Source organism: Aeromonas sp. LsrichE-8G (assembly GCF_022869435.1).
In the GTDB taxonomy this organism is placed as follows: Bacteria; Pseudomonadota; Gammaproteobacteria; order Enterobacterales; family Aeromonadaceae; genus Aeromonas; species Aeromonas caviae.
On the sequence record NZ_JALIHH010000020.1, the window covers coordinates 18,091 to 35,608 of the forward strand.

7 protein-coding genes and 2 pseudogenes are annotated in these 17,518 nt (G+C 51.2%); 8 read left to right on the plus strand and 1 reads right to left on the minus strand.

Features of this window, described 5'->3' with window-relative positions; translation table 11 throughout:
• The 8 genes and pseudogenes from MUW49_RS05415 to MUW49_RS05450 all read left to right on the plus strand — a co-directional run.
• Complete coding sequence (locus MUW49_RS05415) at positions 1-1,290, plus strand: restriction endonuclease subunit S (protein WP_204509410.1); 1,290 nt, start codon at positions 1-3, stop codon at positions 1,288-1,290.
• A 2-nt stretch (positions 1,291-1,292) separates the two neighbouring features.
• Positions 1,293-2,300, plus strand: a complete 1,008-nt coding sequence (locus tag MUW49_RS05420; protein WP_113978627.1) for a Fic family protein — start codon at positions 1,293-1,295, stop codon at positions 2,298-2,300.
• A 16-nt stretch (positions 2,301-2,316) separates the two neighbouring features.
• Positions 2,317-5,352 carry a type I restriction endonuclease subunit R gene (locus tag MUW49_RS05425; RefSeq protein ID WP_113978626.1) on the plus strand — a complete coding sequence of 1,012 codons (3,036 nt, stop codon included), beginning with the start codon at positions 2,317-2,319 and terminating at the stop codon, positions 5,350-5,352.
• A gap of 84 nt (positions 5,353-5,436) precedes the next feature.
• The gene (locus MUW49_RS05430) at positions 5,437-8,778 is read left to right on the plus strand and encodes an STY4851/ECs_5259 family protein (RefSeq protein WP_204509409.1); all 3,342 of its coding nucleotides are present in this window, start codon (positions 5,437-5,439) and stop codon (positions 8,776-8,778) included.
• A complete protein-coding gene (locus tag MUW49_RS05435) occupies positions 8,775-14,993 on the plus strand; it encodes a DEAD/DEAH box helicase (protein WP_204509408.1) in 6,219 nt (2,072 codons plus the stop codon). Before MUW49_RS05430 ends, MUW49_RS05435 begins: the two co-directional genes overlap by 4 nt.
• Positions 14,994-15,270: 277 nt before the next feature.
• The gene (locus MUW49_RS05440; protein WP_113978622.1) at positions 15,271-15,585 is read left to right on the plus strand and encodes a transposase; all 315 of its coding nucleotides are present in this window, start codon (positions 15,271-15,273) and stop codon (positions 15,583-15,585) included.
• A 303-nt stretch (positions 15,586-15,888) separates the two neighbouring features.
• Positions 15,889-16,976, plus strand: a protein-coding gene (locus tag MUW49_RS05445; RefSeq protein WP_099368947.1) for an IS3-like element ISKpn10 family transposase whose coding sequence is annotated in 2 segments (ribosomal slippage) — positions 15,889-16,141 and positions 16,141-16,976 — 1,089 coding nt in all. Because the reading frame shifts where the segments join, the coding sequence is not laid out codon by codon here.
• A gap of 93 nt (positions 16,977-17,069) precedes the next feature.
• A pseudogene (locus tag MUW49_RS05450) lies at positions 17,070-17,231 on the plus strand (permease); the annotation flags it as partial.
• A gap of 7 nt (positions 17,232-17,238) precedes the next feature.
• On the opposite strand, the pseudogene MUW49_RS05455 reads toward MUW49_RS05450, so the two are convergent.
• Positions 17,239-17,373: pseudogene (locus MUW49_RS05455) on the minus strand (IS256 family transposase); the annotation flags it as partial.
• Positions 17,374-17,518: the final 145 nt, after the last annotated feature.

Consider the following 17,518-nt stretch of genomic DNA (forward strand, 5'->3'; position numbering starts at 1 on the left):
ATGATGACGCTGACTGCTATGCAAAAATATAAAACTTATAAATGGAGTGGCAATCCATTCTTTGGAGATATCCCATCTTGCTGGGATATCTACCCTTTATTCAAAATCGCAAAAATAAAATCCATCATCAACAAGCAAGATGAGGAATTACTCTCCGTCTATCTAGATAGAGGGGTAATTAAATTCAGCGATGTGGACGAAAAGCGCACAAACGTCACCAGCCTTGATCTATCAAAATATCAATTTGTGGAAAAAGGGGATTTCGTATTAAACAACCAGCAAGCATGGAGAGGTTCTGTTGGCGTATCCAACCATATTGGAATAGTTAGTCCCGCCTACCTAGTCTTATCTCTATCTAAAGAGATAAACCCTAAATATGCCAATTATCTTTTCCGTGATGGAAGCATGGTGTCGCAATATCTTATCTGTTCAAAAGGTGTTGGAACTATCCAGAGAAATTTATATTGGCCTCATTTGAGGAGAACAATTGTTGCTTTACCTTCGTATATTGAACAAACCGCCATCGCCAATTTTCTGGATACGAAAACCAACCAGATTGACGAAGCGATTGCCATCAAGGAGCAGCAGATCGCGCTGCTTAACGAGCGCAAGCAGATCCTGATCCAGCAGGCTGTGACCCAAGGTCTCGACCCGACTGTGCCGATGAAAGATTCCGGTGTGGAGTGGATTGGCAAGATCCCGGAGCATTGGATCGTTAAACGAGCTAAATATTTGTTCAATGAAATAGATGAGCGCTCTGTGAATGGCGATGAGGAATTACTTTCCGTGTCGCACATCACAGGCGTTACACCCCGTTCTGAAAAGAACGTCAATATGTTTATGGCTGAGGATTATTCCGGCTCTAAAACCTGTGAAAAAAATGACCTCGTATTTAACATTATGTGGGCGTGGATGGGAGCTCTGGGTGTCTCAGATAGAAGAGGCATTGTAAGTCCGTCATATGGGGTTTTCAGGGCGAAAGCAGAAAGTACGTTTAATCCTATTTTCTTAGAGTATCTCTTAAAATCAACAAACTACATTGAGCATTACAATAAGGTTTCTACTGGTCTGCATTCATCTCGACTGAGATTTTATGGCCATATGTTCTTCGACATGGAGATGGGCTTCCCCTCATTCGAAGAGCAAAACTACATAATTGAACACGTTCAAAAAGAATCGGACGTTATCGACAAGGCTCTGTCTCTGCAAGAACAGCAGATTGAAGCTTTAAAAGAATACAAAACCACTCTGATTAATAGCGCCGTGACCGGTAAGATTAAGGTGGTCTAGCCATGGGCTATCAACCACCGTTTCAGCTCACCCACACCATGATGCGCCATGTGGCCCGCATCGGCGAGCTGATTGGCACATGGAAGGCGGCCAACCAAAACCGGCTGGTGCCTGAGCTGCGCCGTGGCAACCGCATTAAAACTATTCAGGCCTCGCTGGCCGTGGAGCAAAACACCCTGACGCTGGAACAGGTCACCGCCGTGTTAGCGGGCAAAACCGTGCTGGGTCTACCCAAAGAGATCCAGGAGGTGCGCAATGCCTTTGCCGCTTATGAAGCAATGGAGCAGTGGCACCCGCATCAGATCGACGACTTACTGGCCGCACATGCCTTATTGCTGCATGGCCTGATTGATGATGCTGGCCACTGGCGCAGTAAAGGAGCTGGCATCTATCGCGGTGAACAGCTGGTGCATATGGCCCCACCGGCCAGCCAGATCCCGCGCCTGATGGCCGATCTGTTCGACTGGTTAGCGCACACCGACGCCCACCCGCTCATCGCCTCGGCCGCCTTTCATTACGAGTTTGAATTTATTCACCCGTTTGGTGATGGCAATGGCCGTATCGGGCGCTTGTGGCAAACCCTGATTTTAAGCCACTGGCAACCCATGCTCGCGTTCCTGCCGGTGGAAACCGTCATCAAACATCGCCAGCAAACCTATTACCAGTTACTGACTGAATCGGATCAGAAAAGCCATTGTTCCGCCTTTATCGAGTTTTTACTGCAAGCCATTGAAGACAGCCTGCAAGAAGCCATCCATACCCAAGCGGATAGTGAAAAAACGCGGGTAGAAACGCAGGTAGAAATGCGGGTACAAACACCACTAAAAACCCCGGAACAGATCCTGAGTCTGCTGCAACAGCATCCGCAGATCACGCTAGCCGAGGTAGCACAGCGGCTGGGTAAGGCGCTTTCCACCGTGGAACGCGCCGTCGCCAAGCTTAAAGCCCAAGGGGCACTGACATTTATCGGGCCCAAGAAAAACGGCCACTGGCAGGTTAACAAGAAATAACGAGCAGGGAGTATGCATGGTCAGCAATACCAAAGAACAGGCCCTTGAAGCGGCCATCGAGCAGGCCCTGACCGGCCAGTGTCTGGAAACGCTCGGCAGTGGCATCGGCGAAGCGGCCGCTGTCTATGCCAAGCCCCATCATGGCTTTGTGCTGGGGCTGGCTAGCGATTTTGACAAGCAGTACGCCATCGATACCCGGCTGTTCTGGCAATTTCTCGAGACCACCCAAGCCTCGGAGCTGGCCAAGCTCAAGCAGCATCACCCCCATGACTGGCAACGCAAGGTGCTGGAGCGTTTCGACCGCATCATGCAAAAACAGGGGGTACTGCATCTGCTGAAAAAAGGGTTGAGCCTTGACGATGCCCACCTGACCTTGATGTACCCGGCCCCGCTGGCCAGCAGCAGTACGGCTGTGCACCAACACTTTGCCGCCAACCTCTTTAGCTGTACCCGCCAGGTGGCCTACTCGGCGCAGAACCCCAAGCAAGAGATCGACATGGTGCTGTTTATCAACGGCATCCCGCTCATCACCCTGGAGCTGAAAAACCCCTGGACCAACCAGAATGCCCGTTACCACGGCCAGAAGCAGTACCGGGAAGATCGCGATATCAATCAGCCGCTACTCAACTTTGGCCGCTGCTTGGTGCATATGGCAGTCGATACCGACGAAGTCTATATGACCACCAAGCTGGCCGGGAATGCGACCTTCTTCCTGCCCTTTAACAAGGGGCATCACCATGGCAAGGGGAACCCGCCGAACCCAACCGGCCATAAGAGCGCCTATCTGTGGCAAGAGGTCTTCACCAAGGAGAGCCTGGCTAACATCATCCAGCACTTTGTGCGTCTGGATGGGTCAGCCAAAGAGTTGCTGAGCAAACGCACCCTGTACTTCCCCCGCTACCATCAGCTGGATGTGGTGCGCAGGCTGATAGACCATGCCAGCCACCACGGCGTAGGTCAGACCTATCTTATTCAGCACTCGGCAGGTTCTGGCAAATCCAACTCCATCACCTGGGCCGCCTACCAGCTGATCGAGGTTTACCCGGCAAGCGTCAATGTGCATGGAGCCAAGGCCGTCGATCAGCCGTTGTTTGATTCGGTCATCGTCGTCACCGACCGGCGACTGCTGGACAAACAGCTGCGCGAGAACATCAAGGAGTTCTCCGAGGTCAAAAACATCATAGCGCCCGCCAACAAGTCATCCGAACTCAAGTCAGCCCTGGAGAACGGCAAGAAGATCATCATCACCACCATCCAGAAGTTCCCGTTTATCGTCGATGGCATCAGCGATCTGAGCGACAAGCGCTTTGCGGTGATCATCGATGAGGCACACAGCTCTCAATCCGGGGATGCCCACGGCAAGATGAACGCGGCGATGGGCAAGATACACACCGAGGAGGAGATGGAGGACACCCAGGATCTGATCCTGCAGGCCATGCGCGCGCGCAAGATGCGCGGCAACGCCTCCTACTTTGCCTTCACCGCCACGCCGAAGAACACCACGCTGGAGAAGTTCGGCCAGAAACAGGCCGATGGCACCTACCAGCCCTTTCACCTCTATTCGATGAAGCAGGCGATTGAGGAGAGCTTCATCCTCGATGTGGTGGCCAACTACACCACCTACCGCAGCTATTACGAGATCAGCAAATCCATCGAAGATAACCCGCTGTTTGACAGCAAGAAGGCACAGAAGAAACTGCGCGCTTATGTGGAAGGCAGCCAGGAGACGATCGACGTTAAGGCCGAGATCATGCTCGAGCACTTTATTCCCCATGTGGTGAATGCCAAGAAGCTCAAGGGCAAAGGCAAGGGCATGGTGGTGACGCAGAACATCATCTCGGCTATCCGCTATTACAAGGCCATTACCCGCCAGCTGGAGGCGCTGGGTAATCCGTTCAAGGCGCTGATTGCCTTCTCCGGCAGCAAGGAGGTGGATGGCATTGAATACACAGAGGCTGATCTGAACGGGTTCCCCGAGAACGATACCCGTGACAAATTCGATACCGATGAGTATCGGCTGCTGATTGTGGCCAACAAATACCTGACCGGTTTCGATCAACCCAAGCTCTGCACCATGTACGTCGACAAGAAGCTGGCTAGCGTGTTGTGCGTGCAGGCCCTCTCCCGCCTGAACCGCGCCGCGCCCAAGTGGGGCAAGAAGACCGAAGATCTGTTTGTCCTCGATTTCTTCAACTCGGTAGACGACATGAAGGCAGCGTTCGATCCCTTCTACACCGCCACCTCGCTCTCCGGCGCCACCGACATCAATGTGCTGCATGAGCTCAAGGACGCGCTGGACGATAGCGCTGTCTACGAGTGGTTCGAGGTCGAGGATTTTGTGGCGCGTTATTTCAACAACGAAGACGCCCAGCAGCTTAGCGTCATCATCGATAAGGCCGCTGAGCGCTTCAATCATGAGCTGGAGCTAAGTAACGAAGAGAAGGCCGACATCAAGATCAAGGCCAAGCAGTTCGTGAAAATCTACGGCCAGATGGCCGCCATCATGCCCTATGACATGCTGACGTGGGAAAAACTGTTCTGGTTCCTCAAGTTCCTGATCCCCAAGCTCAAGGTGGAAGATCCGGATGCCGACCTGCTCGATGAGTTGCTCGAATCGGTAGATCTCTCCTCCTACGGCCTGCAGCGTGTGAAGCTCAATCACACCATCACCCTGGACGCCGACGATTCAGAGCTCGATCCACAAAACCCCAATCCACGCGGCGCTCACGGCACAGAAAAAGAGACCGACCCGCTGGACGAGATCATCAAGAGCTTTAACGAGAAGTGGTTCCAGGGTTGGAGCTCGACCCCGGAAGAGCAGAAGGTGAAGTTCGTGAACATCATCGATAGCGTGAAAAAGCACCCCGATTTCGAGGCCAAGTATCAGAACAACCCGGACCCGATCAACCGGGAACTGGCCTTCGAGAAAATCATGAAAGAGGTCATGCTGGCACGCCGCAAAGACGAACTGGAGCTCTATAAGCTGTTCGCCAACGACCTCGCCTTCAAAGCCTCATGGATGCAAAGCGCCCAAAGAATGGTGGGGATGTAAATCGTCGTAATTTTTTTAGATGAAATGACTCTTGGATTGCCGTTTTGTGGCGCGTCATGATGAATCGGGAAAAGGGAAATCAAAGTGCAAATTAACCAATGGATTTCGGAATTTTTAGCAAGACGTGGGTTAAAACATCCTGATGAGCGTCCACTTTTCGCGTACAAAACTTCGACGGATGAATTCGAGTCATTAAAACGCCTCTTACAAAATTATGCAGACAAGTTCCATTTGTCTCGGCACTACCCTGCTGCTTGGCTCCTCTTCGCGGCTGAATGGTGGAAACGTGATTATGCTGGTGGAGCATGGCGCTGGGGACCGCTTTGCGAAGCAGCAGGACTAAAGAGTCTATCCCACGATAAAATCCGGAATCTGGTCATTGACGGGCATCAACAATGGTGCCTGCAAACTTCGATCAAAACCGAAGGCAAACGTTTTATCGGCCTGGTCGCCATGAGTGGTGGCCTACCGATGCGTTTGGTGGAATCGGCCCAAGGCGGACTGGCCAGACTCCTTAGAATGGTCACCGAGCAGGCGTTGCACTACAACCTACACGATGAACAACTGCGTCAAGCTGTTGAAGCACAAGCCGCGCTCTTGCCAGTGTGTTATCAACAGTCGCCCGTCTATGAACTTTTGGATAACCTCATCAAAGCAGTGCTGCATATCCGAGCCACGTATGAGCTTCATGATGTGTCCGACCCCATAGGCAAGTTACAGAAAGAGTGTCCAGACTGGGAGGATATATTTCCAATAACGCTTGATAGTCAAGCTGCGGCCAGCCTGATCAAGGGACTTGTGAGAAGTGTAGTCAGCATCCCCCCCCTGTCGCGGCAGACACCTTTTCAGATCCTGAAAGGGCTGCGCCTTAGTACCGATGGTTCCCCGCCCCAGTATGAACTTTCTTTTATTATGCAAGCTCAAGCCAATCGTGAGCATGTTGCCAACGCGCTTGGCTTTCCCTGCGAGCAGCTACCACCACATTTTCAACTGGTCTTGCGTGTTGGGGAGCAAGAGTACATGGCAGGTGAAGCCTTACTCCGAGGAGACAAATATCAGCTGATAGCCAAACCCCTACCATTGATTCAAGCCTTACATGACTCAGCTCAGCTGATTGTCAGTCGTTGGGGGGCCACACTACATATTGCCAACCTGCCTGGTGGGGAAGAATTAAGTCATGATGAGCCGTTGATCTTTGAGAACACGCCGCCATTTGCTCGCCTGATTGCACAGGGTGATGCTCGGCTCAAAGGATCCTCTGCACTGGTTGCCATTCCCCCCAAGACAATTGTCTTTTCCGAGGAAGGTGAAGCACAAGAGCTCTGCAATAATCTATCGAATGGCATGAAGTTGATGGAACTGCCTGCTGGCGACACTCGGCTCGTTTACCAACGTCAGACATTCAGGGTACACATTTCTTCCTGTGTGCCTGCACTCCCTGATAGCCATTGGACGGGTAATACCATCGAGGCAACCTCCACGCCTGGATTACTGTTCTGTGGTACGCCGCGTCTACGGGTTGTTCAGGAGAGTGGTTATGCCAGTGATGTTCCGTCCCATGAACTTTTTGCCAGCGTACAAAATAGCGAACAGCGGCTTGAGCAAACGAAGGCGCCTGGTTTATGTCGGTTGATCTGGAGAAAAGATCAGCAACGATTGCTCAGTACTCGTGCTGTGATTCTTCCGCCTGATGCAGGGATTACTTACAAACCGGGCATAAGCCCCCTCGAGGGAATAATTCGACTTGTAAACTGGCCTAATCTGCCGGTCCGCTCTGAAACCGAGGAGATAGAACTAAAAACAAAGCACGATGGTTCAGACTTGATTTTGGACTTGAAGAGCAACTCTGCCCGCCCAGTTACCTCTGTGCCACTCAGTTTGCAGTGGCCGGGGGGGGAACAAAAACTGACACTGCCTTTCCCTGCTTATGGCGTCACGCTATTGCGTAATAACACGCCACTTGAAAACAACCAGGTATTGACCATTGGAGAGCTGGTCGGATGCAGAGCCATATTGATGTCAGCCCAAGGAGCAGCACACTGGCGGTTGCGACTATCAACCATTGGACTCAAAAGTCGAACCAGCCTCTCACAGGAAATCAAATATATCGGTGTGCGAGAAATTCGTTTGTTTGAATTAATCCCAAAGATTCAGCAAATGCTTTCCTGCCATCCGAGACTTGATCACACCGTCTTGCTTGAACTGATTCACGGCCATCAGACGCATGCCAGTTTGGAGGTCGGAAGATACTCGACACGCATCTGCCTAGAAAATCACATAGCCTTCTTGAGCGACAATGCCCGAGAAATAATTCTCGAACAAACCGAAGCAGAAGAACTTTTGCAGGCATTACCATTAGCCGAACCAGAGCGTGATCCAGTCAACCTACCATTATGTCTTTCCGAACAGGCATTCACCGGTAACTGGCAAATAGACTTACCAGAAGATGCCGTTGGACCATGGCTAATTTATACGAACGACCACACTCAACTACATTGCAGACCAACGATAGCGATAGCGACAGCCATCAGCCCACCGGATGATTTCTCTCCTCTGCGCAAAGCTCTATGCGAAGCCGACAGTCCAACACGGATGAGTATGCTCAGAACCGCCCTCCAGTTGATGGCTGCAGATCCAGAGAATGAGGATTGGCTAACACTGGAACAGCTCCTAGATAAGTTGCATCACCTGCCTTTGGCCAGTCTGGATATTTGCCAGGCTCTGATCCGTGAACCGCTGGCGCTAGCCATGGCCACACTGCTTCTGGACAATTTCTCCAGTCGGATGGCCGAGCGCCTACCATCTGAACTCCCTTTTGAGTGGCTACTAATAGCCCCAGAACATTGGTTCAGCACCTTCACAAAAATTCGCCAGCAGCTCCCCGCTGAAAATTCGCGCCGATTAGAGGCAATCCGCAATGACATCCAGAGTAAGAGCCACTACTTAGCTCGCTGGCAACCGGCACTGAGCTTTATTTTTGAACAAGGATTCCACCAGTATTTCGGACTCAATAGTCAGGATGTTAGCTTCTTCTTCAAAAACCCGTTGATGCTCATCGAATATTGGCTTGACCATCTGTTCGATGGAGAAAACTCGGCTATGCAGCAAATGTTTCGGCGAAACCCTCCAGAAACGCAACGAGACCTTGATCTCTGTCATGCAGAGCGCGAAGAACTCAGGAGATCAATGTATGGAAACAGGTTGCTCGATAGAAGCAAATTGCCAGTGACGGATTTCAAGCTTGGTGTAGTTATTCGGCCTTTTATGGCGGCCTTCGATGTCTATGCGGGAAAAGGCCAGCTGTGGCAATCCGATCCGGCGCGCTTGTTTAGTCTGAGAACAACTCGCCAACTCGATACCGTCTGGTTTGATGCAGCCTATCAAACCGGCTTAGCCATGGCCCAAACATACTCTATTGGGAAATGAATCTGATGCTTTATCAAAAAAACTATTTTTCCGCCCTGATGACCAACCTGAGTGTACGCAGTGAGCGTGCGGCCCAAGGCCTGCTCGGTCTGGGCAATCCTCATCTACGTCAATTCCTGCATGAGAAGTTGACAGCAACACCGGGAACACCGGGCGCCTGGCTTGCAGATCCAGTCTTCGAATCAACCTTTGGTTGGAAAGAAAGCGATGAAACCATGGCCTCTCTGGCGGGTGGAGAATTACTCCATACACGGCTGGCAAAAGCCATGGCTGAACCGCCAAAAGAGTTGGCCAAGGAATATCATTTCCCCGATAGCCGTCATCCGTTTACCCATCAGCTAGCTGCATGGCAGGTATTGAACTCTCCAGAACCACAATCGTTGGTGGTTACCAGTGGAACAGGCTCTGGCAAAACCGAATGCTTCCTTGTGCCGGTGCTCAATCAGTTGGCGAAGGAGATTGATAGAAATGAAGATCCTGATGGGGTCCGCGCACTGCTCATCTATCCACTGAATGCGTTGATTAACTCACAGCAGAATCGCCTGGATGCCTGGACAGACGGCTTTGATGGGCAAATTCGCCACTGTCTCTATACGGGGGCTCTGGAAAATGAGCGGAAGGCATCTGCTCAGAAGTACAAGGGACAAGTAATCGATCGCAAGAGCTTGCGGGCGCGTCCTCCGCAACTTCTTGTAACGAATGCCACCATGTTGGAATACATGCTCATCCGGAAAGAAGATGAGCCTATTCTACAAAGATCAGCTGGCAAACTACGTTGGATCATTCTTGATGAAGCACACACTCATATCGGCTCACAAGCTGCCGAGATGGCACTGCTGCTACGCCGCGTGATGCTGGCCTTTCAGGTTAATCCGCAGGATGTGCGTTTTGTGGCAACCTCAGCAACATTTGGATCGGATGCCAAAACCATCGAAAACCTGCGCAATTTCCTTGCTGATATCGGCGGTGTTCCACCAGAGCAGGTGCATGTTGTTCAAGGCCATCGGGACATTCCATCTCTGCACAAAGTTAAACCACATACGGAGCAAGACCATCCCGAAGTAATTGCTGCAATAGAGAGTGAGCATGAACAATCAGCCCTACGCTACCAACGCCTTGAAGCCAGTCCAACAGCCCTTCGGATCCGTTCTTTGTTCATTACGGATGGACAATTAAAACCACAAAGTCTGCAGGAGTTAGTACGAATCTCGGGTTTGTCTAAAAAACAACTGCTTACCTGGCTCGACCTGATGTCAGGGACAAAAAATGCCGAAGGTCTATCATTTTTACCGTTACGAGCTCACCTCTTTCACAATGTTATCCCTGCAATTCGAGCCTGTATTGATCGTAACTGCACACATAAAGCCAACACACCGCTGGCGCATCCAGAATGGCCATTCGGCATGGTGTATCTGGAAGAGCGGACCCATTGCAGCTGCGGCGCACCTCTTATGCCGCTGGTCTCCTGCGAGGAGTGTAATGAGAGCTTTCTGCAAACATCGGCCACCAGTCAAGGCAAGCTGATCGACCCATCACAACAACAAATCGATGAGTTTTCTTTGGATGAAGAACAATCAGATATCGAAGAACCGGATAAAGATAGTGAATTATTAAGTCACTCCTTGATCACCAATCGTGTTGTTGACAGTAGCTTTCCAGAGTATCTGGATCGCAGCAGCCAGAGGCTGAGATTTGATGGTCCCAAGGATGAATATATCGAGCTACAAGTATTCAGGAGCACTCAGAATGAATGTCCTTGTTGCGGTTCCTCAATTAGTGGACGCAGCTTGCTCCGCCCTGCGCGCATTGGCGCTCCCTTTACCTTAAGCACAGTGATCGGCACCTTGCTGGAGTTTTGCCCGCAGGATCCCGAGCCCTCCGGCAAGCCCTTCCAAGGCCGGAAACTAATTTCGTTTACCGACAGCCGCCAAGGAACTGCTCGCATAGCAGTCAAATTACAACAGGACTCCGAACGTAACCGGATCCGGGGACTGGTGTATCATAGGTTATTGCAAGCACAGCCAACCAATGCACTTACCGAGGAAGATTTACAGGATCTTCAGGAGTTACTACAGCTTCAAGCCAAACAAAAAATAGGGCGTTTTGAAGAAAAACACTTAAGCAGCTTATTGGCGAAACAAGCCGACGCATCAAAAGGGGCCGAAATCGGTTGGGCGGACATGGTGAACCATCTTGCTGGCACTCCAGAGCTGCAAATGGGTATGTTGGACTACTATAACGGCCTGGCACCAAATACCTTCGGTAAACAAGACAGTATTTCCCTAGCTGGGATGCTACTGGCCCGTGAGTTTTATCGTCGTCCCAAACGAGCCAACAGCCTGGAAACACTAGGACTGGTTCAGGTTTGCTATCCCAAGCTGGCGAGAATTACCAGCACCCCCATGACTTGGCCAGCACGCGCAACTAAAGAACAGTCTATTGAGTCTTGGCGTACTTATTTGAAGGTACTACTGGACTTCTTCGTCCGTGAAAACACCATCCTGAATATAGATAGACGCTGGCAATCCCTGATTGGCGCGCGTATCCGCCCGAAGTGGGTAGTCCCCCCTGTTCTAAACGGTAAAACTGAAAAGCTGTCCGGACGCTACACGCGATGGCCGACCGTCAACACTGTCAACGGTGCTCATTCACGAGCAATTCTGTTGCTCTGCAAGGCGTTTAATTGGTCTCCCTCTTTGCACCAGGATCAGATCGATTCGATTCTTAACGAAGCATGGGTTGCACTCACCCAGCACGCAAAATTGTTGATCTCTTCCGGTGATGGTTATCAGCTCGATTTGAGCGAAATAAGCTTCCGGCTGCCCCATGAGGCCTATTTTTGTCCGGTATCAAGGCGATTTATTGATACTCCGTTCGAAGGGCTAAGCCCCTATACACCTCGCACTGATCGGGAGATGGTTGTGAAAGTCGCGCCTTACACAATGCCGAGACCTCCTGAATCACTTCTGCATGCTTCTGGTGATCAAGGCTTGCTGGGCATCCGCGATTGGCTTAATAACCAACCAGAAATACAAAAATTACGCGAGAGCGCGCTTTGGTCTGATGTTTCAGATTTGATCAACGAAGGCGGGAATTACTTCTGTGCGGCAGAACACTCCGCCCAGCAACCAAAAAACAAACTGGATAAATACGAGGATCAATTCAAAGCCGGGAAACTGAATTTACTAAGCTGTTCAACCACCATGGAAATGGGTGTAGATATTGGTGGTATCAGCGTAGTAGCAATGAATAACGTACCACCTCACCCAGCTAACTACTTGCAACGGGCTGGTCGAGCAGGCCGACGCCGTGAAGGGAGATCTTTGGCACTTGCTGTTTGTAAAAATACCCCTCATGACCAAAGCGTATTCAATAACCCTCTTTGGCCATTTACCACAGCGATGCGTATGCCCAAGGTGTCACTGCAAAGCCCTGAACTGATACAGCGCCATATCAACGCCTGGTTATTATCTCATTGGCTGAAGCACGTTATCGCGGCCGAAGAGATCAAGGCAATGACTTCAGGGGCTTTCTTCCTTGATAACGGGATGCCTATGTCTCTTTCCAAACGCTTCGCTCTGTGGTGTGAGAATCAGGCGCTAGGAGCCGATGATCTTATATCTCAAGCGATCAAGGACATTACCCGGCGTAGCATTCTCAATTCAACTCCACAATCAGAACTGTTAAAACGAGCAAGTAATCGAGTTATTGAGATTACACAGTCATGGTTGCAGGAACATGAGGCAAGTCGGACGCAACTGCAACAAGTCGAAGACAAGAAAGCCGCCGCCTATCGAGCCATGGACGCGCAACTGAACCGGATAGAAAATGAATATCTTCTTAGCGAACTGGCCGATAAGCGTTTCTTGCCAGGTTATGGTTTTCCGACAGATATTGTCAGCTTTGATAATCGCTGTATGCAGACCTTGAAGCTGGATGAAAAGGGTCAGCGGGAGGACAATCGAGCCCGCTATCGTTCGCTTGCCTCCCGAGATCGTATTACCGGACTGCGAGAGTATGCTCCTGGTGCTGAGCTGGTCATGGATGGCTTGGTGTATAAGTCATCTGGCATCACCCTGAACTGGCACGCTCCTGCCTCTGCCGAAAACGTCAAGGAACTACAGCTCTTCAAGAAGGCTTGGCGCTGTGGACACTGTGGGGCCAGTGATACGGCCATCAACCCAGGCCTGGAACTCAACTGTCAAGAGTGTGGATACCCGATTGAGCGCGATCAGATCCATGAATACTTGGTGCCTGCCGGGTTTGCAGTGGACTTCTTTGATGATCCTCACAACGACATCAGCCGACTGCAATATATACCGGTTAAAGCGCCCTGGCTGAATGTGCCTGCTCGCTGGATCTATCTAACCAATCCGGCGTTCGGTATGTTTCGTGCGAGCCAACAGTCTCAGCTATTCCACTACAGTTCAGGAGCTAACCAGAAAGGTTTCGCCATCTGTCTCGAGTGTGGCAAGGCCGAACCCATGTTGAGCTATCCGGACCAATCTGCTGCGGCCAATGAACAGTATCTCCCGGCCATGTTCCGCGAAAAGGCCCAACATCGAAGACTGCGCGGTGGTAAGAACGATAATGGTGAGAACATCTGCCCCGGCAGCAACAATAGCTGGAAGATTAAGCAGAATATCCATCTGGGTCATGACTGCCTGACTGATGCACTGGAACTGGTACTACGAGATCCATTGAGCGGAGAGTTTCTCAATGATGATATCACTGGCTATTCGATTGCTGTCGCGTTGCGAGAAGCCATTGCCGCTTCACTTGGTATTCAAACTGAAGAGCTTGGCTGTGACTGCCATCCAATCCGGGTAGAGGATCGAACTGCTAGAGCCATTCGGGTGTTTGATCTGCGTAGCGGTGGCTACACCACTCTGGCTGCGGAGCAGTTGAATGACGCAAACTTGTGGCAACGGGTTATCGAACGTCTGAGCAGGTGTAATTGCTCGCATGCCTGCCAGCACTGCTTGCTCAGTTTTGATACCCGTTTTGAGGCTGACCGTCTTAATCGCCATGCAGCCTTAGAGTGGATCAATCAGACCTGGCTGACCGGCTTAGCATTGCCTGCCCCCCTTCAAGTATTTGGACCACATAGCCAAGCCGAAATTACAACCTTGCATGAAGCAGTTGAACGAATCATCACGCAGGATGACAGCCCCAAGACCATTGCAGTCTATCTCCTTGCGACCTCCGAGGAGTGGGATCTTGCCGTTGCTCGCCGAATGCGACATCAACTACATAGCTGGGAGCGTGCCGGGCACCAGGTGCAGTTGCATTTTCTCGAAAGCACCTTCGAATCCTTGCCAAAAGATCAGAAGGAATGGTTGGCAAAGCTGGCTATTAACGGAGTTGGGTTATGTTTGCACAAAAGCATTCCCGCTCTTGGAGAACTAACACTAAACATCACAGTACATGGACCGCAAGCTAACATCGCATGGGCCAGCAACAACATTGTCCTTACTGCTCCAGGGCATGACTGGGATCTAGCCTCTGCTGGCTCGCTGATTGTTCGCGGTTGTCCGCCAAACTTGCAGATAGGCCGAGAGCTAAATGCCAGCGAGTTGATACCAGGCAAGTCCCCTGAGCTTATCAAGATCGAGATAGCCGACCAGCTAGATGGCTCCCTCAACGGTTTTGCTGGCAGGTTCTGGGAACATCTTCGAAATGTATCTGATGTTCTTCTTAATGACATCTTTGAGGGCAAAGACCACATCACCGAAGTCACCTATACAGATCGTTATGTATGTAGTCCGCTAGTTGTGAATCATTTGGTTAATGTGATCCATGAACTGGGAGTACGCAGCAGTTCAAGTTTCGCTATCAGAGTTTTGGGACGTCAATATCAGAAGAACGACAACCGGACACCGTGGCAATGCAGGCATGATTGGCTCTCATCTCAGGAGCGGGATGAAGCCATCTGCCAAGCATTGGAATTCTGTGGCCTAGAGGGGGAAGTACTCAGCCTCCACTCCTTACCCCACTACCGACAGCTACAACTTCAGCTTAATTCCGGGAAGCGACTAACTATTCAGTTTGACCAAGGCCTTTCATATTGGGAGGCAGACCGCAGCGAGAAGAGTTATAGACTGAAATTCGATTTCTCTGCTGATTCTCTTGGTGAAGAACTCATTGAGCGAATGCAGTGCAGGGTCGCCGCAGCTGGGGATGAAAACACACAGATTTTTGTTTCTATTGAATGATAAGTGAGTGGCAATGAGGGAGAGTGTAAAAAATCTACATAACTGGCATTCTCACTAACCTTTTGAAAGGACAACAGAATGCCATTATCAGACGAACTGTATGGAGATGATATTCACCTCACAGTTGCCCACAAAAGGGAGTGGTCATACGGCTTCGCACCGGATAACAAAACGGTACCCCTACCGTGTTATCTGGAGTCACCCTATGACCACCAACAAGAAAGTGTAAGGACCCACTGAAATCCTGCTCAGGTCATAATGAGTGGAGATCACAGACATGAGCATTACGATGGACGAAGAAATCAAACGTTGGACCGCCAAGCGCAAAACCGCTTTGGTCATGGACATCATCCAGGGCAAGACCACTGTATCCGAGGCGGCTCGCGGCTTCGATTTAGCTCCCTCTGAAATTGAGGAGTGGGTTAATGACGCCAAACAGGGCATGGAGAACGCTCTGCGCGCCAAGCTGTTGGATATCCGCGAGCAGTACGAGAAGCAACTCAAAGAGCTTCAGGAGGCCTATGGCGAAGCCATGCTGGAGTTACGCGCCAGAAAAAAGTTGGCCTCCCTGCTCGGCGAGGACGACAGATAGTCGCCGATGTTTAGCAGGGATTACGCGCCGAGGGTACCGAGGTCTCCGTCAGTAAAATCTGTCGTTGGTTTGGCTTGCCGCGGCGCAGCTGGTATTACCGAAGCGTCAAGGCAGCGCCCAAGGTTCAGGAGCATCTGGTTACGCCGATCAGTAAGCGCCGCTAAATCGACCTACTTGCCTTCGTTGTATTGCGCCACTTTTTTTGCAATGGGCTCCAGCGGGACGTTCCAGGGGTAATCCCCCCGAAAAACCAGGGTGCTCATAAGTAGAATTTTCCCGTACCTTGAACGCAGGAGGTTCTACATGAAAACATCACGCTTTAGCGATACCCAGATCATCGCCATCCTCAAACAAGCTGAGGCTGGAGCTCCCGTCCCGGAGCTCTGCCGCGAGCATGGCATCAGCACGACCACCTTCTACAAGTGGCGTTCCAAATTCGGGGGGATGGATGCCTCCCTCATGGCTCGACTCAAGGAGCTGGAGGACGAAAACCGCCGCCTCAAGAAGATGTACGCCGAGGAGCGCCTCAAGGCAGAGATCATCACCGAGGCCATGGCAAAAAAGTGGTAACGCCATCTGCCCGCCGGGAGATGGCGACCAAAGCCGTGACTCACTACGCCATATCCATCCGTCTGGCTTGCCGGATCTTCAAGGTCAGTGAAAGCTGCTATCGCTATCAGCCCGTGCTGGTCGATGAAAACCAGGAAATTGCCGATTGGCTGCTACGTATCACGGCCAGCCAGCGCAACTGGGGCTTCGGGTTATGCTTTTTGTACCTGCGCAACGTCCAAGGCTTTGGCTGGAATCACAAACGGGTATACCGGATCTATCGGGCGCTGGAGCTCAATCTGCGGATAAAACCCAGGAAACGGTTGGTTCGGGCTAAGCCAGAGCCGTTGGCGGTTCCCGACCAGCCTAATCAGTGCTGGTCGATGGACTTTATGCATGACCAGCTCAGCGATGGCCGCTCGGTGCGGCTGTTTAATGTGATCGATGACTTCAATCGTGAAGCGCTGTGCATCGAGGTGGATTTCTCCTTACCCGCCTCACGAGTCAAACGGGCGCTGGAGCAGGTGATCACGTGGCGAGGTAAGCCCGCCATTATCCGATGTGACAATGGCCCGGAATACATCAGCGAAGAGCTCAAGCGATGGGCGAAACAGGAGGGGATAACCCTGGGCTATATCCAGCCAGGAAATCCGCAGCAGAATGCCTACATCGAACGTTTTAACCGCACGGTGCGCTACGACTGGCTGGGCCATTACCTGTTTGAGTCACTGAATGAACTACAGGAGTTTGCCACGAACTGGCTGTGGGTTTATAACCATGAGCGGCCCAATATGGCGCTGGGTGGCTACACGCCGAAACAGCGTCTGGCACAGGCCGCATGACCTCTACTTTTGAATGCCCCTAAAAATGGGGGGATTACCCTATTTTGCGCGCCACAAACGCAAACGATTTCCTTCACACTTTCAGGACATGTCATGGCAAAGCAAGATATGGCCGCCCAATCAGGGAACGGCGGCTTTTTGGACTCTTATTTTTCCATTTCCGCGCGCGGTAGCAGTGTGCGTCAGGAGCTGTTGGCAGGGCTGACTACCTTCCTTGCCATGGTCTACAGCATCGAGTTATTGTCAAATCTGGTGTATGGGGTCAGGCGGCATTCCTGTCTGACTCCTCCTGGACCTGTACTCCGTCCTTGAATTTCACGTTGTTCACCACCAACGTCAGCAGCGCAAATCCCTTGAGCCGCTTCCACTTCTTCTGAGCCGAGCCCAGCAGTTTGTAACCGACATTCCGCACCTGATTTAGGAATAAATTTGCCGATAGCGCTCACCCAATACCTCCAAAATGATCTGCTGGTCTCCTGTTAGCTCCGTTACTTGTGGCGGAGCTTCTCCCAGTCGATATTCATGGATGCCACCAAAGCGCA